Origin of the sequence: Poseidonibacter lekithochrous (assembly GCF_018861145.1) — a bacterium.
In the GTDB taxonomy this organism is placed as follows: Bacteria; Campylobacterota; Campylobacteria; order Campylobacterales; family Arcobacteraceae; genus Poseidonibacter; species Poseidonibacter lekithochrous_A.
Window position 1 is genome coordinate 32,823 of sequence record NZ_JAHKQT010000016.1, and the last position, 20,306, is coordinate 53,128.

A 20,306-nucleotide genomic window follows, 5' to 3' on the forward strand; every position below is an offset into this window, starting at 1 on the left:
ATGAAAAAAGTCTTAATAACTGGAATAAATAGTTTCACAGGTAAACATCTAGAAAAATATCTTCAAAAACAAGATTTTGAAGTAGTGGGAACTACTTCGAAATCTTGTGATATTACAAATAAAGATGATATTATCAATGCCTTAAATAAATTTAAACCAAACTTTATAATTCATCTAGCGGGTATATCTTTTGCAGCTCATGCAAATAATGAAGACTTTTATAAAATAAATACAATTGGAACTACAAATTTACTTGATGCAATTTTGCAAACAAATTTAAAAATAGAAAAAATTATACTTTCAAGCTCTGCTACTGTATATGGAAACCAAGATAAAGAAATTTTAGATGAATCTCTTTGTCCTAAACCTGCAAATCATTATGGCGCTAGTAAATACTCAATGGAGTGTTTAGCAAGTGGATATTTTTCTAAACTTCCAATAATTATCACTAGACCATTTAATTACACAGGCTTTGGACAAGAAGAACATTTTTTAATACCTAAAATTGTTTCTCATTTTAAAGAGAATAAAAAAGAAATAGAACTAGGAAATTTAGATGTAAAGCGTGAATTTAATGATGTGAATTTTGTTTGTGAGGTTTATTCTAAATTGCTTATGGTAAAAGAAAAAAGTAAAATAATTAATATAGCTTCACAAAATCCTATTGCACTTTTAGATGTAATAGAACTAATGAATAAAATATCAGGATATGAAATAAAAGTTTTAGTTAATCCAGCTTTTGTTCGTAAAGATGAAATCAAGACTTTATGTGGAAGTTCAAAAAAGCTTTTTAACTTAATAGGTGATATAGAATCAAAAGAATTAGAAAAAACACTAAGAGTGATGTATGAAGCCTAAAATAATAATAGATACTATTTCATTATTGTCATCATTAACAGGTATTGGTAGATATACTTATGAAATAGCAAAAAGAGTAGAAAAAGATAGTGGTATTAATTCTAGTTTCTTTTATGGTTATCATAGTAAAACTTTGATTGAATCTACTGATAAAAATGATTTGAAGATATTAAAAAAGATTTTATCTAAAAGTCAAATATTAAAAAAAATAGCAAGAAAACTTGTAACAATTTCTAGTAGATTGTTTGTTACAAGTTATGATCTTTATTGGCAACCAAATTTTATACCAAATGAAGGTATAAAAGCGAAAAAGATTATTACAACAGTACATGATTTTTCATTTATTTTACACAAAGACTTTCATCCAAAAGAAAGAATAGAACATTTTGAGAAATACTTTTTAAAAAATATTATTAAAAGTGATATGATTATTACTGGTTCAAATTTTTCTAAACAAGAAATTTTAGATAGATTGGACTTTAAAGAAAATCAAATAAGAGTAATATATCACGGAATAAATCATGATTTATTTAAAATGTATAATGATATAAAGTTAGATTTCCAAGTTCCTAAGAAATTTATATTTAGTGTAGGAAGTATAGAACCAAGAAAAAATTTACTTGGATTATTAAAGGCATATAACCTTTTATCTAAGGATGTTAAAAGTGAATATAAACTTGTTTTAGCAGGTTTCAAAGGTTGGGAAAATAAAGAAATAATGCAGATTATAGATAATAATAAAGAAAATATTATATATCTTGGTTTTATATCTGATATTGAATTAGCAAAAGTTTATAATCTTGCAACTTGTTTTTTATTCCCTTCTTTTTATGAAGGTTTTGGTTTACCTGTTCTTGAAGCTATGGCTTGTGGAACACCTGTCGTTTGCAGTAATAGAAGTTCTTTACCTGAAGTTGGAGAAGATGCTGTCGTATATTGTAATCCAGATGATATAAGTGATATAAAAGAGAAAATAGAACTGGTTTTAAAAGATACTTTATTACAAACAGAAATGATAAAAAAAGGTATGCAAAGAGCTAAGTTATTTTCTTGGGATAAATCAGCAAAAGAGCATATAAAAGTTTTTGAAGAGGTATTAAAAAATTGAAAATAGCAATAGTGCATGATTGGCTTGTTACAAATGCAGGTGCAGAAAAAGTTTTAAAAGCTATTATTGATATTTATCCAAATGCTGATATATATTCTTTAGTTGATTTCTTAAGTTTAAAAGATAAAAAGGAAGTGATTTATAGTAAACCTGTAAAAACAACTTTTATACAAAAACTTCCATTTTCAAAAAAACACTTTCGAAACTATTTGCCATTTTTCTCAAAAGCTATAGAAAGTTTTGATTTAAAAGACTATGATTTGATTATCTCTTCGTCTTGGGCAGTAGCAAAAGGAATAAAAAAAACGAAAAAACAACTTCATATATCTTATTGCCACACTCCTATTAGATATGCTTGGGACTTGTATGATGAATATACATCAAGTTTAAAGCAGCCTAAAAAGTATCTAGTTCAGAAAACTTTAGAAAAGTTAAGAAAGTGGGATATAAAAACTCTAAATAGAGTAGATTATTTTATTGCTAACTCAAAGTTTGTACAAAATAGAATAACAAATACATACAAAAAAGATTCACTTGTAATCTATCCACCTGTAAATACAGATAAATTTATATTGGAAGAAGAAAAAGAAGATTTTTATTTTACTGCTTCAAGATTAGTGCCATATAAAAAGACAAAACTAATTGTTGAAGCTTTTAATAAAATGCCTAATAAAAAATTAATAGTAATAGGAGCAGGGGAAGAATTCAATAATATAAAACTTATTGCAAAAGATAATATAACTTTATTAGGGTATCAAGAAGATGAAGTTTTAATAGAATATATGAAAAAAGCAAAAGCATTTGTTTATGCCGCAGTTGAAGATTTTGGGATAGTTCCTATTGAAGCTATGAGTTGTGGTACACCCGTAATTGCACTAAATCAAGGTGGAACTGCAGAAACTGTAATTAATAAAACCAATGGTCTTCATTTTGATGAACAAAGTACATTAAGTATAATTAATGCTGTTGATGAATTTGAAACATTAACTTTTAATTATAAAGAGATATCAAAATATGCTAATTCTTTTTCAATTAATAGATTTAAAAAAGAATTTAAATCATTTGTTGATAATAAACTAACTATAATAGAACAATGAAAACAAATAAATTAAACTTATCCAATATTCTTTATATCTTATTACTTATTTCTATGGATTTTATTGTTGTACTTTTATCTTTAGAAATAGCAATAATGATAAGAGAACAATTATTTAATAACTTTGTTCCTGTTTTTAATACAGATGGGATTAAAAGCTACTATTGGATAATGTTTATTATAATTACATTATTAGTTTTTGAAAAAATATATTTTATAAGATATGATTTCTGGAGTGATACAAAAAAAATATTAAAAGCTTTAATCATGTCTTTTATTGCAGTTTTCACTGTTATTACTTTAACTAAGATGTCAGATGATTATTCTCGTATGTTTATCTTAATCTTTTTTACTTTGTTATGTATTTTATTACCACTTTCAAAAAGACTTTTTAAGAGATTTATATTCTCTGCTGATTACTTTAAAATTAGAGTTAAAGTAGTTGCAAATTCTGATCAAGAAAATTCAATTTCTGATGAGATTCGAGAAAATTGGTATTTTGGTTTTAAAGATGTAAAAACAAATTTTGATATGGTTATTATATCTTCTAAGAATTTTGAAGTAGAAGAGTTTCATCAAATTATAAAGAAATATACAAAAAAAACAAAAGATATTTATATAATTCCTTATGTTGATCATATTGATTTATCACATGCAACGGTTGTAGATTATTTTAATATAAGATTATCTGCAATCCATATAGAAAATAGGCTTCTAAATACTCAAAATATATTTGTAAAATATATATTTGAAAAACTATTAGTTTTTATGATTTTCCCTTTTGCTTTAGTTTTACATATTTTCATTTCTTTATTAATTAAATTAGATTCTAAGGGAACTGTTTTCTTTAAACAAAAAAGATTTGGAAAAGACGGAGAGTGCTTTAGAGTTTATAAATACAGAACAATGTATTCGGATTCTAGTGAGATACTAAATAAGTATTTAGATGAAAATCCTTTAGAAATTGAATATTATGATAAATATCATAAATATCAAAATGATCCAAGAATTACAAAAATTGGTAAATTTTTAAGAGATACATCTTTAGATGAATTTCCACAGTTTTACAATATTTTAAGAGGTGATATGAATTTAATAGGTCCTCGACCTTATATGCTAGATGAAAAAAGTAAAATTGGCAAATTTAATGAAGAAGTTATTCTAAAAGTTAAACCAGGTATTAGTGGTCTTTGGCAAGTTAGTGGAAGAAATGAACTTACTTTTAAAGAAAGAGTAGATTTAGATATCTGGTATATACAAAACTGGTCTTTATGGATGGATTTTGTGATTTTTATGAAAACTATTAAAGTTGTACTATCAAAAGTTGGAGCTAAATAAAAGACTTAATTTAAGCATAATAAAAATAATTAATTTTATATTTTAATAAGTTATATAGTTGTTTATAAGATAATCTTTACTATTATTTAATACAAAGGATTATCTATGAAAAAAATGAAAAAAGGGTTTTCTCTTCTTGAGTTAATATTCGCTATTGTTGTTATTGGTATTATTGCATCTTTTGCTATACCAAAATATTTAGATACTAGAGATTCTGCGATGGCTTCAACTATAAAAAGAGATATTGCTAGTGCAACGACTTCTATTCAAAGCTATCATTTGGTAAAGGGTGAGATTGACAAAATCTCTGATTCTATTACTTTAAATGAAAATAATTGGACTATAACAGATACTAAAATTACATATAAAGATAATGAAAAAGATTGTGTTACTTTAGAGATTAAAGATGATTCAGGTACTAAAAGTTTAGAACTCACTGTTGATGCAACAGCAACAAGTGGTATTTGTAAAATATTAACTGATGACGGTGTTAAGACTACAAGTTACGAATTATTTTAATCATTCCTTTTTTCGTATTCTTAAAAAAGATGCAAATTTTGGTTTTCCAAATCTTGTGAGATTATAGTATTTAAAAGTGACTATATCTCCAATTTTTGGGTGATTGATTCTTTGTTCGGCAGTGAAACCATTTCCTAAATTAAAAACTACATTATTTTCTAGTTTTAGTACTAAGCTTTTAAATTTGTTTTGTTTGTCTTTATTATAATTTATACCTATTACTTCAGCTTCTGAATCTAAAAACTTTTTTACTTTTAGTATATTTGAACTTCTACCTACGAAATATTCTAAACTTGGATTTTTTATCATAATCCCTTCTGCTTTTAACTTTATAAGTTTTTCTAAGTATGATTCTAAGTGTTTGTTATCTTTGCATTTGATTTGTTCAATTATTTTTATATATTTGTTTTTGTTTACTTTTTGCCATTCTTTTATTTTTTTAAGTCTTTTTATAAAATCACCTTTTTCGTAGGGTACTTCAAATATATTATAAGTGATTTCCTTCCAATGTTTACTTGGGGTTTTATCCAAAACTATACTTTGTATATTTTCAAAATCATTTCTTTTAGTCCAAAGTTCACCATCGAGTTTAAAGTTTGGAAAATCTTTCACAAACCATTTTGGAGCATTGATAATATTTCCATTTTTACTAAGTAGTTGTTTACCATCCCAATAAGCTCTTATGCCATCAAGTTTTTCACTCATCATCCAATTTTCTATTGAATGAGTTTTATTATAAGTTTTTGCTTTTTGTAATTCAATAGCACTTAAATTATGACTTAAAATTGAAATTAATAGTAGAGTGAAGAATGATTTCATAAAAATCCTTTTAGTAATTTTATTAATTATATTTAAAGCAATATTAAATAATTGCAATAAATCATAAAGTCATAATAATTATTTAGATAAAATATTTAACTTTACACTGAATTTAGTGTTATAGAAGGATTATATTTGAATAAAAAATTACTAACAGAAGATGAAAAAAATATATTATTAAACTCTATTAGAAGTATTGAAGACTTTCCTAAAGCTGGTATTGTATTTAAAGATATCACTACACTATTAAATGACAAAGATGCTTACAAACTTTTAATGACACACTTAGAAGATAGATATAAAGATTATAACTTAGATTATATTGCAGGAATTGAAGCAAGAGGTTTTATTTTTGGAGCAGCACTTGCTAATAAACTTGGTATTGGTTTTGTACCAGTTAGAAAAAAAGGAAAACTTCCTAGTACTACTGCTTGTGAAAAATATGAATTAGAATACGGTTTTGATGAAGTTGAAATACATTTAGATGCTTTTAGAGATACAAAAGATGCTAGAGTTCTTTTAATAGATGATATTATTGTAAGTGGAGGAACTGCATATGCAGCTGCTAATTTAATAAATAAATTAAATGTAAATTTAGTAGAAATGTGTTTTTTAATGGATATCAAAATGCTAGGTGGTGCCAAAAAACTTGAAAAAGTTGCACCAGTTTATTCTGTATTAGAAATATAAAGAAGGAAAAATATGAGTAATTATATACCAAAACCAAGTCCTTTTGATCCAGATGAAAAAGGTCAATTTGGAATCTTCGGAGGGCAATATGTTCCTGAAACATTAATGCCTGTATTAAAAGAATTAGAAATAGAATATAAAAAATATAGATTTGATAAAGAGTTTTGGGCTGAAGTAAATGCTTTATTAAAAGATTATGTTGGACGAGAAAATCCACTTTACCTTGCAAAAAATATTTCAGAAGAAATTGGTGCAAAAGTATATTTAAAAAGAGAAGATTTAAATCACACGGGTGCACATAAAGTTAACAATGTTATTGCACAAGGTTTATTAGCAAAAAAACTTGGAAAAACAAAAATTATAGCTGAAACAGGTGCTGGACAACACGGAGTTGCCTCTGCAACTATTGCTGCACTTATGGGTTTAGAATGTACAGTTTTTATGGGTGCAAAAGATGTTGAACGTCAAGAATTAAATGTATTTAGAATGAAGCTTTTAGGTGCTAAAGTAATTGCAGTTGAAAGTGGAAGTAAAACATTAAAAGATGCTATGAATGATGCGATTAGATATTGGGTTACAAATGCACGTGATACTTTTTATGTAATTGGAACAGTTGCAGGTCCACATCCTTATCCTATGATGGTTAGAGATTTTCAATCAGTAATTGGTTATGAAGCAAGAAAGCAAATATTAGAAAAAGAAAATAGACTTCCTGATTATGTAATTGCTTGTATTGGTGGTGGTTCAAATGCTATTGGTATGTTCTCTCATTTCTTAGAAGATAAAGAAGTAACTTGTATCGGGATTGAAGCTGGTGGTTTAGGATTAGATACTAATATGCATGGATGTTCACTTGAAAAAGGAAGTCCAGGAGTATTACACGGACAATGTTCTTACCTTTTACAAGATGAAGATGGACAAGTTTTAGAAGCTCATTCAATTTCAGCAGGACTTGATTATCCAGGGATTGGACCAGAACACTCTTTTCACAAAGATAATAAAAGTGTAGAATATGATTCAATAACAGATAAAGAAGCTTTAGATGCATTCGTATGGTTAAGTAGACGGGAAGGAATTATTCCTGCATTTGAAAGTTCTCATGCAATTGCTTATTTAAAAAAAGCAAAAGATAGACTTCAAGGTAAAATTGTGATTATCAATTTATCTGGACGTGGTGATAAAGATATGGTACAGGCTAAAAGTTTATTAAATTTTGACTAAAAAGGAAGAAAATGGAACAGTTCTTTAAAAAGTTTCAACCCCATTCAGGAAAAATATTTGCAACTGTAATTATTATATTTTTCTCTTTTTTAGCTTACAATCTTTATCAAGCCCCAGTTAGTGGGTTTGAAGAAAAGTTTGTTTATTTACTAAAAGAGTATGGATATATAATACTTTTTGCTTGGGGTATGCTTGAAGGAGAAGCTGGTCTTATAATGGCTGGTCTTTTAGCACATACAGGAGATATGAATTTATATATTGCTATTTTTGTAGCAGGTCTTGGTGGTTTTGCAGGAGATCAAGTCTATTTTTATATAGGTAGATTTAATAAGTCATATGTTCACAAAACATTTAAAGGTCAAAGAAGAAAGTTTGCATTAGCACATTTATTACTTCAAAAATATGGTTGGCCAATTATTTTTGCACAAAGATATATGTATGGAATGAGAACAATTATTCCAATTTCAATTGGCCTTACTAGATACAATGCAAAAATGTTTGCTTTTATAAATCTTATATCTGCATGGTGCTGGGCAGCTATTACAATTGTCCCTGTTTGGTATTTTGGAGAAGAAATTTTAAAAGTGCTACATTGGTTAAAAGAACATTGGTATTTAGTATTACCTATTGCTTTAGGTTTTGGAGCTAGTATTATTTACTATTTTAATAAAGCATCAAAAAAAGTAGAAAAGAAGAATTTAAAAAAGGAAGAAAATGAAAATTAATTTAACAAATACAAAAATAAATAAAATAAAATCAGATATTGAAATTGTATTAGTAGATAAACTTGAAGATTTAGAAGAAAAAGAGTTATTAGAGAATTTAGGATTTAAAATTTCAGATGAAGCATTAATTTATTTACCTGAATCAGGAAAAATATTTGTTGCTTACGAAGAAGAAACATATGATTGTTTAGCAATTGCAATTGCAACAGCAATTAAAAAGTTCCAAACAACAACTTTTAAAAATGCAAAATTAGATTTAAGTTGTTTTGATTCAAAGATTTTAAAATTTATTGTTGAGGGTACTCTTTTAGGTTCTTATACTTTTGATAACTACAAATCAAAACCAGAGAAAAAGAAAAAACAAGAATTAACAATTTCAATTTTAGAAGATTCTCCAACATTAGATAATATTGAGTTAAATGCAATTTTAAATGAATCAACTATTATTTCAAAAGCAGTAAATAAAACAAGAGATATGGTTAATACTACTCCTGGCGACTTTTATCCAGATGTAATGGCAAAACTAGCTAAAAAATTAGCAAAAGATGCAAAAATTGAGTGTAAAATTAAAGGTGAAAAGTTCTTAGAAAAAAATGATATGAATGCAATGTTAAGCGTTGGTCGAGCTTCTATTCATGAATCAAAATTAATACATTTATCTTATAAACCAAAAGATGCAAAAAAGAAAATAGTACTTGTAGGAAAAGGTCTTACTTATGATTCTGGTGGATTATCTTTAAAGCCTGCTGATTATATGGTAACAATGAAATCTGATAAATCAGGTGGTTGTGCAGTATTATCAACTATTTGGGCAATTGCAAAATTAGAACTTCCATATGAAGTTCACGCAGTAGTTGGAGCAGTTGAAAATATGATAGGTGGAGATGCTTATAAACCAGATGATGTATTAAAAGCAAAAAATGGAACTACAATAGAAGTTAGAAATACAGATGCTGAAGGAAGACTAGTTCTTGCTGATTGTTTATGTTATGCACAAGATGAGATTTCTGATATTGATTATATCTTTGATTATGCAACTTTAACAGGAGCTTGTGTAGTTGGAGTTGGACAATATACAACTGGTATTATGGGGAATAATGAGATTTTAAAAAGAAATGCAGTTTTATCAGCTTTACGATCAGGGGAATATGCAACTACTTTAGATTTTAATAGATATTTAAAGAAAACAATAAAATCAGATATTGCAGATATTTCAAATATTGCAAGTACTAGATATGGTGGCGCAATTACAGCAGGATTATTTTTAGATAACTTTTTAAAGAAAGAAAATAAAGAGAAATGGATTCATTTTGATATTGCAGGACCTGCATTTGTTGAAAAAGCTTGGGGATATAATCCTTATGGTGCAAGTGGAGCAGGGGTTAGAATGACAATAGAGTTTTTAAAAAATATTGATAAATAAATTTAAAAACACTTAATTTATAATACTTATGAAGGATTTGAATAATGAAACTGTTAAATAAAAAAATCATATTTATAACAATAATCTTCATAAGTATCTCTCTTAGTATTTACTTACTAGCATATAATTTAACTAATAAAACTATTCAGAAGTCTTTTAATAATCAAATAGAAATCAATCAAAACAACATAAAATTTATTATAAAACAATTTGATAGAACAAAGTTTGATTTATTAAATACTTTATCAAACAATGAAAACTTAAAGAGATTTATCTCTTCAAAAGATGATCTTGAATTAAAAAAACTTTTTTTAACATTTGCAAGTTCTGATAAACTGATAATGCAAATACGTATACTAGACTTAAACGGTAATGAAACCTTTAGACTAGATAAAATAAAAGATAAATATGTTTTTCAAAATAAAGATACTTTTCAAAATAAAGGACATAGTGAGTATTTTAAAAGTTTTATAAAACTTAAAAACAATGAATTAGGTATTTCTAAACTTAGTTTAAATGTTGAGAATAATATAGTTGAAAAACCTTTTAAATCTACAATTAGAATGGCAATGCCAATTTATTTAGAAGAAAAAGAAAGAGCAATATTAGTAATAAATTATAATATGAATAGTTTTATAAAAAGCCTTTTCTCTTCCTCAGCTTTTAATTTGTATTTAATTGATGAAGATGAATACTTTATTTATCATCCACAAGAAGAGTTTTCTTGGACAAGATATAAAGAACATAGAACTGTTGTTTCTAAGTATTTCCCAAAAAATAGATATGAAAAATTAGTTTTTAAAGATATTAATTTATGGAACAATAAATATAAAATCATTTATGAAAATAAGAAATCATCAAGTTTAAACTTTTTAATTAAAAGAACTACAGATATTGGTGGACTTATATTTCTAGCAAGTTTACTTTTACTTACGCCATTTCTATATATGATTTTATTATATATAAAGAGAATAAATTTATTAAATTCCTCATTAATTGATTCAAAAGTAAAAATAGAATCAATACTTGATCATACTTCAGATGCAATTATTCTAATTAATTTAAAAGGAATAATTCAAGAAGTAAATTTATCTACAGAAAAGATATTTGGGTATAAAAGACATGAGTTAGTAAATAAAAATATAAAGATGTTAGTTCCTGAACCACATCATAGTAAACATGATAATTATATTAAAAATCATGATAAAAATATGCATAGTAAAGTAATAAATATTGATAGAGAATTATTTGCATTACACAAAGATGGTTCTAGTTTATCAATAAGCTTAGTTGTAACAAAAGTTAATATCTCTAATTCTGAATATTTTATAGGAACAATAAAAAATTTAAGTGATGAAATAAAAACAAAAAAACTATTTGAAAACATTTTTGCTTCTTCTGCTATTGGTATCGCAATTGTTTTAAAAGATGGAAGTTTATGGAGGATTAATAAAAAGTTTGCAGATATAGTTGAGTATTCAGTGGATGAATTAACTAAATTAACTTTTCAAGATATTACTCATAAAGAGGATTTAAGTAAAGATTTAAAATTAGTTAATAAAGTATTAGAAAAAGAAATAGATGAATACTCTATAGAAAAAAGATATATAACTAAATCAGGAAAAATTGTATGGGTAAATTTAAGAGTTAAAGGTGTTTTTAGCAGTGAAAATAATGAGATTTTTGAATATTTTATTGCAAGTATTGATGATATTACTGAGCAAATCCAGATAAAAAATAAGTTAAAAGAGGCTGAAAAAATAGCTCATATTGGTCATTGGTTATGGGATATTAGAAAAGAATCTGTAAGTGTTTCTGATAATATGTTATCAATATTTGGAAAAACTAAAGAAACTTTTAAAAATGATTACCACTCTTTTATAGATATAATTCATGAAGATGATAAAGAAAATGTTCTAAATACTTTAAATGGATGTCTTCATCTAAAAAAAGATTTAGAGATTGAGTATAGAATAGTTGTAAATAATAAAATTAAATTTATTTACGCAAAAGGTAGAATTTTATACTTAGGTGAAGAAGCAATAGAGTTTTTTGGTACTTGTCAAGATATAACTAATCTAAAGTTATTAGAACAAGAGACAAAGAAAAGAGAACTTGTATTGATGGAACAGTCTAAACTAGCTTCTATGGGAGAAATGGTTGGTTCTATTGCACATCAATGGAGACAGCCTTTGAACTCTATTGGATTTATTTTACAAGATATGATTTCTGCTTATAAACATAATGAATTTAATGAAGATTATCTAAAAGAAGTAAAAAAAGAGATGATGGAACAGTTAAACTATATGTCTGAGACTATTGATGAATTTAGAAACTATTTTAAAAATAATGAGCCATATAAAGAGTTTAATATTGTTTCTTCTTTACTTGATGTGAATAAGCTTTATAGGGCTCATATTGATAATTATTACCTAAATCTTGAGATAAAAGTAAATGGAAAAGATATTAAAGAATTAACTAAAGAAGAGAAAAATAGATTTAGAGTAATCAATCAAGAATCACAATTAAAGCAAGTTTTAATAAACTGTATATCAAATGCTAAAGATGCAATTATTGAACTAAAGACTACGGTAAAAGAACAAAAAAATATAATTGTTAAAATACAGGAGAATGAAAAAAATATTCAAATTTCTATTAGTGATTTGGCTGGAGGAGTGTCTACTACTACTTTATCTAGAATATTTGAACCATATTTTACTACAAAAGAAATGGGTACAGGATTAGGTTTGTATATTTGTAAAACGATTTGTACTCAATCTTTAAAAGGTGATATTGAGTACAAATATAATAAAGAAAAAATTAATGGTATTGAATATTTAGGTTCAAGGTTTATTATTACTGTACCTAGGTTTATTGAAAATCATAGATAGAATTACATATTAGTATTCATCAAGTGATTCTAAATGAATTTGAAATTTAGCTCCATAGTATATAGTTTCATTATGTACAAATTCTTCATTACTAACCGTTAGTTTTCCTTGTAAATGATTTTCTACAATTTGTCTAGACATATAAAGACCAATTCCTGTTCCTGATTCTTTTTTTGTAGTAAAATATGGTTCAAAAATCTTTTCCATAAGTTCAATAGGAACTCCTCCTGCATTATCATGGATACTAATTACAAAACCATTATCATCTTTATGTGTACTTATTTTAATAAGTCTTTCTTTGTCTTGATGTGATAGTTCTTCTATTGCATTTTTTTTAATATTTATTAAAACTTGTATAAGTTCATTTTGATAATTACATAAATGAAAATCTTCAATATCTATTATTTTTTCTATTTTATATGTTCTCATTTGAGAAAATATCAATTTATCAATTTTTTCTAAAGTATCTTTAATATAAAAACAAGATTCTAATTTATTTGGTTTAAGATAGCTTTGAAAATCGTTAAGTGTTGTATCCATATAATGGATGGAATTCATTATATTTTCAATCATACTATCAAGTGTATTATCTTCATCAATTATCTTACCAAACTCTTTCTCTAGTTTAATATTTGAAGTACATATAGAAATTGTATTTAAAGGTTGTCTCCATTGATGTGCAATATTTGTAAGCATTTCACCCATTGCTGCCATTTTAGATTGAATCATTAACATTCTTTCTTGTTTTAAAATTTCTTTTTCATTTAATAATTCTTTTTCAAATTGTCTTAGTTCATCAACTAACTCTTCTAAATCTATTGGTTTAACAATGAATTTTTTAACTTTTAGTTTAATAGCTTCAATAAAATATTCTGGTTCGCTAAAGGCAGATGCAAGAATAATTGGAATATCAAAATTATTCTTTTTTAATTCTTTATACATATCTACACCATTCATTTCAGGCATGTTTATATCAGATATGATTATATCAGGATTGATTTCTTCAACTTTTTTAATTGCTTCAATTGGATTTTTAAAAGTATATATATGAGAAATTTCTCTACTTAAAACTTTTCCAATTTTTTTTAAAAGAAATCCATCATCTTCAACTATCATTACACGTAGATTAATCATTAAATAATACCTCTTTTTTATTAATAACTATATTAGCATATTTTTATGCATATTAAGATAAAATAGAGAAACTATAAGTAGGTATTAATTTATGGAAGAAAGTTTTTTAAAAAAGATAAGCATTTTAATAGTAGATGATAATAAAAATGACTTAGAGATAATTTCTAAGTCTTTAAGTAAATATTTTAAAAAAGTTCATACAGCTTCTAATGGTGCTGATGCATTTGAACTTTATAAAGAATATAAAAATATTGATATTATAATTTCAGATATTCAAATGCCTAAAATAAATGGATTAGAATTATTAAAACTTATTAGAAACTCAGATTTTTATTTACCTTTTTTAATAGTATCTGCAACTTTTGATGAAGATATGTTAATCCAAGCTATTAATCTAAATGTAAGCTCTTTTCTTCCTAAACCTATTAATCTTCACTCACTAATTGAAAGAATAGATATCCTTTGTGAAAGAAAATATTTTAAATATAAAGAAGAATTAAGAAAAGAAGAACTAAAAAATTATTTAGATTCTGTAAATAGTGTTGCTTTTATTTATAAAATGAACAAAGATGGCGATATAACATATATGAATGATACAATGTTAGAAAATACTGGATATGAAGAAAAAGATATAATTAATTTATCCTTTGATGATATTCTTCATCCTGATATTCCTAAAAAATATGTTGATGAAACATGGAGAGTTTTAAATAATGGTGAACTATGGAAAGGAAATACAAAGTTTATTACAAAAAATAAAGATGCATTTTACTTAAATAGTACAATTTTTAGATTAATTACGGAAGAAAACTCTTTTATAACTATCGCTTTTTTAACAACAAAAGAAAATCTTGAAAAAAGAGATTTCCATAAAAAGGTTATAAATAGTATAAAAGAGTTTCATCAAAAAGAAACTTATTATAAACAAGAAATAGAAAGATTAACTGCCGAAAGATCTAATTTACTATTCTTATCAAATACAACTACAGGATTAGAAGAAAAGGTTGCAAGATTAAGTTCACAAGTAGATAAATACGAATTAGAATTGAATGTAAAAGATAAAAAATTTGAGCATATGCTAAAATTAAAGCAAGAAGAAATTGGAAATTTTGTTGAAAAAGCACAAAAAGAAATATTAAAAGTATCTTTAGTTCAAAAAGAGAAAAAACATTTAGAAAAAAATATTAAATTAATCGCAAAAGAAAATTTATTTTTAAAAGAAGAAAATAAAAAAGCTAGGGTGCGTATTCGAGATTTAGAAGAATTATTAAAAATTAATAAAATTAAAAAAAATATTTAAAGTAAATTTATCTGCTTTTTGGGCATTTTTGTTTATAATATATATATAAATAACCTCTAGAGGTATATAATAAATAATAATAAAAGGTTAGCAATGGGATTAGGTGTCCCGTATTAAAATTTTTTTATAACCTTCTAAACACTGTTATATAGGAGTTCTAGAGCTAGTTTAATTTTTATATTTAATCTTAGTCCTTGAATAGTCCTTATAAAAAATCATCTACAACTCATTTTAATATTTAAGTAACAAGTTAAATTTAGACACAATTTTTCTTCCCCAATTATATTGAAAATATTAATTTAATAGTAACTTTCATATACATTAAGTATACAATAAGGTTTTCATAAACTTATAAACATTTTTATATAAGTTTATGAAAACAAAAAAAGATTTATTTAATTATATTAAAATCAGTACAAATTGGAACATTAATGAAAAAGTACTTAATGTAAATCTACCTATATATATCAAATCTGCCTATGAATTATGGAATACACAAATAGCTGGAGTTGATGTTTTATTTCTTAAAATTAAAGATTCTAATATAGATATGAGAATTCATCAAAATGCAGTAAAAAAAATAGAAGAGCCATGCTCTTGTAATACAGTTCTAGTTTTTGAGAAATTAGATAATAGGAATTCAAATAGTTTAATAAAAAAACATATTTCATTTATTGTGCAAAATAAACAAATTTATATACCTTTTGCATTAACTCAAATTAAAACTGAAGATAAGAAAATTAATTTAAAAAGATTTAATCAATTAAGTGTTGATGCTGATATGATACTAGTCTCATATTTAGATAATAGAATTACTAATAAAATAATGATAAAAGATATTGCATCAGTAATTAACAAAGATTCTCGAATGGTTTCTAAAGCTTTAGATGTTTTATTATCTATGAAGTTAATTAGTATTGAAAAAGTAGGAAGAAGTAAACATATATATTTTGAAAGTAAGAAAGAAATATATTATTATTTAAAAAAGCATATACAAGTACCTATTAAATACTCATTTTATGTAAATGAGTATTCTTCTAATAATATCGTTTATAGTGGATACACAGCATTATCAATTTATTCATCATTTATTGATGCAACTATAAAAACAATTGCTATTGATAATAAAGAAGTCAAATCTTTAAATATAAAAGAAATTGAATGTGAGAAAGAATCTGCAAAATATAAAATTGAGGTTTGGGATAGAAACCCTAGTCTTTTTTCAAAAGATAAGGCAATAAATCCCTTGTATCTACTAAGATTATTTACAAATATAGATGATGAACGTACAGAATATGCTCTAGATGAAATAGAAGAAGAAATTATAAATAAATTTGAGGATAATAAATGAAAAGTATTGATTATATAGGCTTAAGTCATTTTCAAAATTACTGTAAAGATTTTGATGAACATTATGTTGTTGTAGGTGGTTTTGCAACAGTAATGTTACTAGATGAAGAATTTGGAAGTGATCATGGTAAAGCAACTTATGATATTGATTTAGTAATTTTAACTAATAATTCAATAGAATTATAAAAGAATATGTAAAAGCAGGGCAGTATAAAATTCAAATTGGTGAAAAAGATAAATATAGATATTACAGATTTATACAGCCTGAAATCGAAGATTTTGCAAAAGAAATTGAATTATTTGCATCAAATGAAAATACGCTTGAACTAGAAAATTCTCAAAGAATTATTCCTATTGATCCAAAAAAAGGTCTTTACTCTTTATCTGCAATAATGCTTGACCCTGAATATTTCGAAATGATTAAAAATAACATAGATAAAAGAGGAGTTGCACCAAGTACAAATACACAAGCTACTATCATGCTTAAAATGTCTGCTTTTTATGATTTAAAAGAACGTGGAGATAAAAAGTGGAAAAAACATAGAAGAGATATTTTAAAACTCTCTTTGCTTTTAACAGGAGAAGAAAAAATAGAGTTAAATGGAAGAATGAATCAAGATTTTGATGGCTTTTTTGAACATCTTACTCAAGAATTAGATCCAAAATCTATTAAATCATTTGCCGACGGCTTACCTATAATTAAAAAAGAAGTTATTAAAGTATTAGAAAAAGTCTTTATTCAAAATAATTAATGATCCTTTTCCATCTCTTTTAATAAAGTCATTCTCATCCAAGCTGAAGTAGTAATCTTAACTCCAATTTCTCTTGACATATTTAAAGCTTGTTGCTCAATCCAATCTTTTTCAATTTGATTTAATGCCACAGGAATAGCTACATTTCTTACTTCTTCTTGTGTTTTTTTTGGTCTTCCTGCTTTTTTCTTTGTAGGTACTTTTTCTTTTAAAACTTTTTCATTAGTTTGAATTTTAGAAGAGTTTTGTTTTAACTTATCTGCATAACCCATAATTACTCCTTGAGTGCTTTTTTAATATTATTCATATCTTCTATGGCATTTCTATAAATATGTCTTTTAAATCTATTTGTTCCAGCTTTATTTTCAATAGCTTCACAATCAAATAAACTGTCCTCTAATACAGAAGAATCTCTAACAAATAAAATATTAAAATGTATATCTTTATATGATTTTTTTATCTCTTCTTCTAAATATTCTTTTAACTCAATAGCTTTATTGTTGTTCTTAGTTCTATTTATTACAATGATTATATTTTTGTTGATTTCAGATACATCTTTGAGTGTTGCAATTGTTGCTTGTACATCAACAATTGAAGTAAGCGTTGGTATTATAATTTTACTAGCTTGTTTAATAATGTCATTTATTCTAGAATCTTTAAATCCACCAAAATCATAAACAACATTTTCATCAAAAGGAATTTGATCATAATCTTCGGTTGAAACTAAGAAACCTTTTTCTTCTGGCATTAAATTATGTGCAGATGAATGTGAATCATTCGTAACATAAGTATAATCTAACATTTGAGATACCTGAACAGATAGAGTAGTTTTCCCAACTCCACCTTTTATACTATAAATAACATACGACAATATAAGCTCCTAATAATTATTTCTATATAAAAATATAAAGTAATATATAAAATATATTTTTATTATAACTAATAAAGAATTAATATTTTATTTATATGTTTATATAATAATTCTATATATAAATATATATTTTTATATAAAATTAATTCTTAAAATAGTATAAATTAAATTTATTAATTTATAATTTTAAGTAAATATATTTAGTAGCTTTATTTTGATAATACAATCTTTATAAATATTAATAATTAATTAACATTAAACTACATTATTAATAATATTTAATGATATGTACTTTCCATATATTTACAGCTAAACTTTAGGTACAAATATTTAGAGCTTGGTAGGCGCACAATCTTGCTTGATTTGTTTATCACTTGATAAACTATCAAGCTCTAAGTATTTATTAGTTTGTGCATCTACCAAATATGCAATCTAATTTTACTTACTAATCAATTCATTTTAATTATATACAGAAATCCACTTGATTGTCGGAGAATAAAATAATATATAAAAACAGGAGGTAAATAATAGCCCGCGTAAGTTTTGGCGACAACCGAGCTATTATAAATAGACTAATAGTATAACAAAAAAATAACATTTTATCAATACTTGTCAAATTTTTTAAAACAACTTAAATGTTGAGAATAAAGTATTGTTCATAATATATGATAGGCATAATCTCTTGTGTCTGATGAAGTAACCATCTTTGGGGCTTATTCTAGTTAAATAGTAACCCAAAAAAACGCCATTTGGTGAATAAATAAAAAAGAGACACTACGGTGTGTGCAGGAATTTGGAAACAAATGACTAGGGACAGAACTCCCTTTTAGCAAAAAGTGGACTACATGCAGAAATGGCGTAGTGTTTGATACTAGATACTCAACCAAGCTTGAGGCAACTTTTTACTAAGTCTAACTATTAACTTTACTTTGAATTACCAATCATTGATATAATTTATAACAAATAGATATGTAAAATATATGGTATCGCATTACCCACCATGAAACCTCGTTAGTATGAGCATGTAAAAATACTAACTAAAGCGACGACGGCTCATTCTAAGGGTTATTTATGTTAAAAGCTTGTGTTTTTCAAAGCCAAGCTTTTGTTTACTTCCTCTGGTCTAAATCCAGAGTTATTTATTAAAAGAAATAAAAAATAAACTTTTTAATAGTTAAATTTAAAAAAAGACAAAATTATAAATATGAGGATAAAAAATGAAAAAAAAAGAGATTAGAAATAATATAGATTTTTATGATTATTGTTATAAAAAAGCAAGAGAAAATGTAATTGAAAATTGGAATTTAAATGACGAAAAGATTGAAGAAGTAAATTTAAATGAATGTTTTATTTTAAAAGAATTTTTTAAAATGTTTGAGTTAAAATATGAAAATTCTTTGAAAAAAGTTCAAAAAATGTATAAAGGTAAAAGACTTAAAGAAAAAAGAAATGAGATTTTAAAAAATACTAAGATTTTTATCTCAAGAATTGAATATTTAATTACTAGAAGAATCATACACTAGATTTTTTCTTTTCTAAAAACTTTTAATAAGAGATAAGTAAAACTATGTATGAATTTTAGTTACCTCTCCAATGCAAATAGCCAAAGATTTAGATATTAATGATAAAACTTTATATAGTTGGTTAAGAGAATATAAAAAAGCAAATAGTATTCATGTTGACAATAGGCGAACTACTCAAAAAACTTCTTTAAAAGAAACATTAGACGAAGAGAATAAACGTCTAAGAAAAGAGCTTGCTATTGTTAAGCAAGAAAGAGAAATTTTAAAAAAGACAACCACATACTTTGCAAAAGAAACTCTATAAAGTATGCTTTGATAAAAGAACATCAAATGAGTTTCAGTGTTACCCTTATATGTAAAGTATTTAAATTAAATCGAAGTGCTTATTATTATTGGATTAAAAATGGTTGTGTTGTAAATAAGATTGATGAACAGTTAAATAAGCTTATCAAAGATATCTTTATTCAATCGAGACAGACGTATGGAACAAGACGATTAAAGCACTGATCTGTCAACAGTAGAAGATGGAACTGATGAAAAAATATTTAATCAGTTTGATGTAAATGTATTTGGTTTACTAAAAGTTACTAGAGCAGTTCTTCCTCATATGAGAGAAGCAAAAACAGGAATAATAATTAATATTAGTTCATTTTTAGGAAAAATAGGATTTCCTCTTTTAGCTCATTAT

22 protein-coding genes are annotated in these 20,306 nt (G+C 25.1%); 18 read left to right on the forward strand and 4 right to left on the reverse strand.

Annotated elements, in window-relative coordinates; all coding sequences use genetic code 11:
- The 5 genes from KO488_RS05745 (at position 1) to KO488_RS05765 (ending at position 4,919) form a co-directional block, all read left to right on the forward strand.
- Positions 1-858 (forward strand): NAD-dependent epimerase/dehydratase family protein, encoded by an 858-nt coding sequence (locus tag KO488_RS05745; protein ID WP_216057840.1) that lies wholly within the window; start codon positions 1-3, stop codon positions 856-858.
- On the forward strand, positions 848-1,966 hold the full coding sequence (locus tag KO488_RS05750; RefSeq protein ID WP_228319036.1) for a glycosyltransferase family 4 protein: 1,119 nt from the start codon (positions 848-850) through the stop codon (positions 1,964-1,966). Before KO488_RS05745 ends, KO488_RS05750 begins: the two co-directional genes overlap by 11 nt.
- Positions 1,963-3,063 carry a glycosyltransferase gene (locus KO488_RS05755; RefSeq protein WP_216057841.1) on the forward strand — a complete coding sequence of 367 codons (1,101 nt, stop codon included), beginning with the start codon at positions 1,963-1,965 and terminating at the stop codon, positions 3,061-3,063. Before KO488_RS05750 ends, KO488_RS05755 begins: the two co-directional genes overlap by 4 nt.
- A complete protein-coding gene (locus KO488_RS05760) occupies positions 3,060-4,400 on the forward strand; it encodes a sugar transferase (RefSeq protein ID WP_216057842.1) in 1,341 nt (446 codons plus the stop codon). Before KO488_RS05755 ends, KO488_RS05760 begins: the two co-directional genes overlap by 4 nt.
- Before the next feature lie 105 nt (positions 4,401-4,505).
- The gene (locus KO488_RS05765; protein ID WP_216057843.1) at positions 4,506-4,919 is read left to right on the forward strand and encodes a type II secretion system protein; all 414 of its coding nucleotides are present in this window, start codon (positions 4,506-4,508) and stop codon (positions 4,917-4,919) included.
- Here KO488_RS05765 and KO488_RS05770 read toward each other — a convergent pair whose 3' ends face one another.
- Positions 4,920-5,738, reverse strand: coding sequence for a DNA ligase (locus KO488_RS05770; protein ID WP_216057844.1), 819 nt, complete (start codon positions 5,736-5,738; stop codon positions 4,920-4,922).
- Between the two features lie 135 nt (positions 5,739-5,873).
- Here KO488_RS05770 and KO488_RS05775 point away from each other — a divergent pair, with 135 nt between their 5' ends.
- Genes KO488_RS05775 through KO488_RS05795 form a run of 5 tightly spaced genes read left to right on the forward strand, consistent with a single transcriptional unit; the run spans position 5,874 to position 12,688 of the window.
- Positions 5,874-6,428, forward strand: coding sequence for an adenine phosphoribosyltransferase (locus KO488_RS05775; RefSeq protein ID WP_216057845.1), 555 nt, complete (start codon positions 5,874-5,876; stop codon positions 6,426-6,428).
- Between the two features lie 12 nt (positions 6,429-6,440).
- Positions 6,441-7,649 carry a tryptophan synthase subunit beta gene (gene trpB / locus KO488_RS05780; RefSeq protein ID WP_216057846.1) on the forward strand — a complete coding sequence of 403 codons (1,209 nt, stop codon included), beginning with the start codon at positions 6,441-6,443 and terminating at the stop codon, positions 7,647-7,649.
- An 11-nt stretch (positions 7,650-7,660) separates the two neighbouring features.
- Positions 7,661-8,374: a DedA family protein gene (locus KO488_RS05785; protein ID WP_216057847.1), complete on the forward strand. Its 714-nt coding sequence runs from the start codon at positions 7,661-7,663 to the stop codon at positions 8,372-8,374.
- Positions 8,364-9,797 carry a leucyl aminopeptidase gene (locus KO488_RS05790; RefSeq protein ID WP_216057848.1) on the forward strand — a complete coding sequence of 478 codons (1,434 nt, stop codon included), beginning with the start codon at positions 8,364-8,366 and terminating at the stop codon, positions 9,795-9,797. Before KO488_RS05785 ends, KO488_RS05790 begins: the two co-directional genes overlap by 11 nt.
- Positions 9,798-9,841: 44 nt before the next feature.
- Positions 9,842-12,688, forward strand: a complete 2,847-nt coding sequence (locus tag KO488_RS05795) for a PAS domain S-box protein (RefSeq protein ID WP_216057849.1) — start codon at positions 9,842-9,844, stop codon at positions 12,686-12,688.
- A gap of 9 nt (positions 12,689-12,697) precedes the next feature.
- Here KO488_RS05795 and KO488_RS05800 read toward each other — a convergent pair whose 3' ends face one another.
- The gene (locus KO488_RS05800; protein ID WP_216057850.1) at positions 12,698-13,822 is read right to left on the reverse strand and encodes a response regulator; all 1,125 of its coding nucleotides are present in this window, start codon (positions 13,820-13,822) and stop codon (positions 12,698-12,700) included.
- Between the two features lie 91 nt (positions 13,823-13,913).
- Here KO488_RS05800 and KO488_RS05805 point away from each other — a divergent pair, with 91 nt between their 5' ends.
- The 4 genes from KO488_RS05805 to KO488_RS05820 all read left to right on the forward strand — a co-directional run bounded on the left by KO488_RS05805 (position 13,914) and on the right by KO488_RS05820 (position 17,224).
- Positions 13,914-15,122, forward strand: a complete 1,209-nt coding sequence (locus KO488_RS05805; RefSeq protein WP_216057851.1) for a response regulator — start codon at positions 13,914-13,916, stop codon at positions 15,120-15,122.
- A 373-nt stretch (positions 15,123-15,495) separates the two neighbouring features.
- Positions 15,496-16,473, forward strand: a complete 978-nt coding sequence (locus tag KO488_RS05810; RefSeq protein WP_216057852.1) for a hypothetical protein — start codon at positions 15,496-15,498, stop codon at positions 16,471-16,473.
- Entirely contained in the window at positions 16,470-16,658 is a 189-nt protein-coding gene (locus tag KO488_RS05815; protein ID WP_216057853.1) for a hypothetical protein, read from the forward strand. Before KO488_RS05810 ends, KO488_RS05815 begins: the two co-directional genes overlap by 4 nt.
- A gap of 230 nt (positions 16,659-16,888) precedes the next feature.
- Positions 16,889-17,224, forward strand: coding sequence for a hypothetical protein (locus tag KO488_RS05820; protein ID WP_216057854.1), 336 nt, complete (start codon positions 16,889-16,891; stop codon positions 17,222-17,224).
- Here the strand turns inward: KO488_RS05820 and KO488_RS05825 are convergent.
- A complete protein-coding gene (locus KO488_RS05825; protein WP_216057855.1) occupies positions 17,221-17,496 on the reverse strand; it encodes a hypothetical protein in 276 nt (91 codons plus the stop codon). The two genes, KO488_RS05820 and KO488_RS05825, sit on opposite strands and share 4 nt — an antisense overlap.
- A 2-nt stretch (positions 17,497-17,498) precedes the next feature.
- Positions 17,499-18,095: a hypothetical protein gene (locus tag KO488_RS05830; protein WP_216057856.1), complete on the reverse strand. Its 597-nt coding sequence runs from the start codon at positions 18,093-18,095 to the stop codon at positions 17,499-17,501.
- Positions 18,096-19,312: 1,217 nt separating this feature from the next.
- Here KO488_RS05830 and KO488_RS05835 point away from each other — a divergent pair.
- The 4 genes from KO488_RS05835 to KO488_RS15440 form a co-directional block, all read left to right on the forward strand.
- Positions 19,313-19,618 carry a hypothetical protein gene (locus KO488_RS05835; RefSeq protein WP_216057857.1) on the forward strand — a complete coding sequence of 102 codons (306 nt, stop codon included), beginning with the start codon at positions 19,313-19,315 and terminating at the stop codon, positions 19,616-19,618.
- A 70-nt stretch (positions 19,619-19,688) separates the two neighbouring features.
- Positions 19,689-19,922, forward strand: a complete 234-nt coding sequence (locus KO488_RS05840) for a transposase (protein WP_216057858.1) — start codon at positions 19,689-19,691, stop codon at positions 19,920-19,922.
- 26 nt (positions 19,923-19,948) lie between these two features.
- Positions 19,949-20,125: a hypothetical protein gene (locus tag KO488_RS05845; protein WP_216057859.1), complete on the forward strand. Its 177-nt coding sequence runs from the start codon at positions 19,949-19,951 to the stop codon at positions 20,123-20,125.
- 1 nt (position 20,126) lies between these two features.
- Positions 20,127-20,306: SDR family NAD(P)-dependent oxidoreductase (locus KO488_RS15440; protein WP_228319040.1), on the forward strand; the 180-nt coding region annotated here is incomplete at its 3' end.

What these genes read in the sequence shown, in the direction of transcription:
- KO488_RS05745 (WP_216057840.1), top strand. Translation starts at nt 1, where the DNA reads ATGAAAAAAGTCTTAATAACTGGAATAAATAGTTTCACAGGTAAACAT.
- KO488_RS05750 (WP_228319036.1), top strand. Translation starts at nt 848, where the DNA reads ATGAAGCCTAAAATAATAATAGATACTATTTCATTATTGTCATCATTA.
- KO488_RS05760 (WP_216057842.1), top strand. Translation starts at nt 3,060, where the DNA reads ATGAAAACAAATAAATTAAACTTATCCAATATTCTTTATATCTTATTA.
- KO488_RS05765 (WP_216057843.1), top strand. Translation starts at nt 4,506, where the DNA reads ATGAAAAAAATGAAAAAAGGGTTTTCTCTTCTTGAGTTAATATTCGCT.
- KO488_RS05770 (WP_216057844.1), bottom strand. Translation starts at nt 5,738, where the DNA reads ATGAAATCATTCTTCACTCTACTATTAATTTCAATTTTAAGTCATAAT.
- trpB (WP_216057846.1), top strand. Translation starts at nt 6,441, where the DNA reads ATGAGTAATTATATACCAAAACCAAGTCCTTTTGATCCAGATGAAAAA.
- KO488_RS05785 (WP_216057847.1), top strand. Translation starts at nt 7,661, where the DNA reads ATGGAACAGTTCTTTAAAAAGTTTCAACCCCATTCAGGAAAAATATTT.
- KO488_RS05790 (WP_216057848.1), top strand. Translation starts at nt 8,364, where the DNA reads ATGAAAATTAATTTAACAAATACAAAAATAAATAAAATAAAATCAGAT.
- KO488_RS05795 (WP_216057849.1), top strand. Translation starts at nt 9,842, where the DNA reads ATGAAACTGTTAAATAAAAAAATCATATTTATAACAATAATCTTCATA.
- KO488_RS05800 (WP_216057850.1), bottom strand. Translation starts at nt 13,822, where the DNA reads ATGATTAATCTACGTGTAATGATAGTTGAAGATGATGGATTTCTTTTA.
- KO488_RS05805 (WP_216057851.1), top strand. Translation starts at nt 13,914, where the DNA reads ATGGAAGAAAGTTTTTTAAAAAAGATAAGCATTTTAATAGTAGATGAT.
- KO488_RS05810 (WP_216057852.1), top strand. Translation starts at nt 15,496, where the DNA reads ATGAAAACAAAAAAAGATTTATTTAATTATATTAAAATCAGTACAAAT.
- KO488_RS05815 (WP_216057853.1), top strand. Translation starts at nt 16,470, where the DNA reads ATGAAAAGTATTGATTATATAGGCTTAAGTCATTTTCAAAATTACTGT.
- KO488_RS05820 (WP_216057854.1), top strand. Translation starts at nt 16,889, where the DNA reads ATGATTAAAAATAACATAGATAAAAGAGGAGTTGCACCAAGTACAAAT.
- KO488_RS05825 (WP_216057855.1), bottom strand. Translation starts at nt 17,496, where the DNA reads ATGGGTTATGCAGATAAGTTAAAACAAAACTCTTCTAAAATTCAAACT.
- KO488_RS05835 (WP_216057857.1), top strand. Translation starts at nt 19,313, where the DNA reads ATGAAAAAAAAAGAGATTAGAAATAATATAGATTTTTATGATTATTGT.
- KO488_RS05840 (WP_216057858.1), top strand. Translation starts at nt 19,689, where the DNA reads ATGCAAATAGCCAAAGATTTAGATATTAATGATAAAACTTTATATAGT.
- KO488_RS05845 (WP_216057859.1), top strand. Translation starts at nt 19,949, where the DNA reads ATGAGTTTCAGTGTTACCCTTATATGTAAAGTATTTAAATTAAATCGA.